1 protein-coding gene is annotated in these 1193 nt (G+C 71.6%); it reads left to right on the top strand.

The features are described from left to right. Positions 1-343 precede the first annotated feature (343 nt). Positions 344-1111 (top strand): hypothetical protein, encoded by a 768-nt coding sequence (locus tag ACFCY7_RS40500; RefSeq protein WP_376491087.1) that lies wholly within the window; start codon positions 344-346, stop codon positions 1109-1111. Positions 1112-1193 lie beyond the last annotated feature (82 nt).

Genomic DNA, 1193 nt, shown 5'->3' with positions numbered 1-1193 from the left:
CGCGGTGGGTTTATTTTTATGGGGTGGCGTCCCGCGGGGGTAAAACCGGCCCTAGGGGTATTACGTTGCTTGGTGGGGGCACCAGGTCAGCACTGGGGTGGACAGGCCCGGGCGCCCAAGGGCGCCGGGGCCCTCTGTCGTCCGCAGCCCCTCATGGCCCCACCCCCTCCACGCCCGGCTCGTACCAGCGTGGCACGGCGAGGGCGCGGGCGTGACCATTCCGGCGTAAACGGGGCGCACGGGGGGCCGTTGGGCCTTGCGGCGGAGCCGGCACGACCGGGTCGACACGCCTTCGTGACCCGGATCGGCGCAACCGGACCGCGCCCCCGACCGTCCACGAAGCGTGCTGTCACCCCAGATACTCGCCAAGGGCGCCGACTCGGCCGTCCTCGAAGACGACCGGCTCGTCATCACGACGACCGACACGCGCAAGGAAATCCCCCTCGCCGCCATCCAGGAGGTCCGGCGGGACACCGAGACGTCCCTCAAGGTCGTCCTGACCGACGGCGCCCCGCACTGGGTGACGGGCGGCAACCCGACCGCGACCACGCTGTTCCACACGGCCCTGGACGCCGCCCTCCCTGCGGAGCGGGACCCGGCCGGCAGCTCCCTGGTCACCGTCGAGGACGACCCGGGCGCGATCCGCTGGTGGTCGGTGCTCGGCTGGAGCACGGCCTTCGTCGCCGCCTACACCGGTTACGTGTGGTGGACCGCCGTCGCCCACGGCGGCGCGATGGCCGGCATCGCCTTCTTCGCCGGGTTCGGAACGCTCTTCGGCCTGCTCGGCGTCTTCGTCACCGCGAGCAACCTCCACGACCGCTGGGTGCTCAAACGGCGCGGCGTCACCGTCCGGGCCACCGCGGACTACTACGCGAACGGGAAGCGCTCGGACTACTACAAGTACACCGACACCCACGGCAACGAGTACCTCCAGCGCGGCTCCAGCAACTCGACGCCGCACATCCACGTCGTCTACGACCCGCGGAAGACCAGCCGCCACGTCCAGCGGAAGTGGCTCCCCATCCTGGTCGCGCAGTACGCCTTCGGCTCACTCGCCGCCCTCGGCGTCCTCGCGCTCGGCCTGTGGGGCGTCCTCGCCCCGTACATCTGACGGACGGACAGAGCCGACGGACGGACGGGGACCACGGACGGACGGCGCAAACGGTCGAGGGGCGCCCGGGCCTACCGGGCGC

Source organism: Streptomyces sp. NPDC056361, assembly GCF_042262805.1.
Taxonomy (GTDB): Bacteria; Actinomycetota; Actinomycetes; order Streptomycetales; family Streptomycetaceae; genus Streptomyces.
This window is presented reverse-complemented; position numbering and strand designations above follow the sequence as displayed.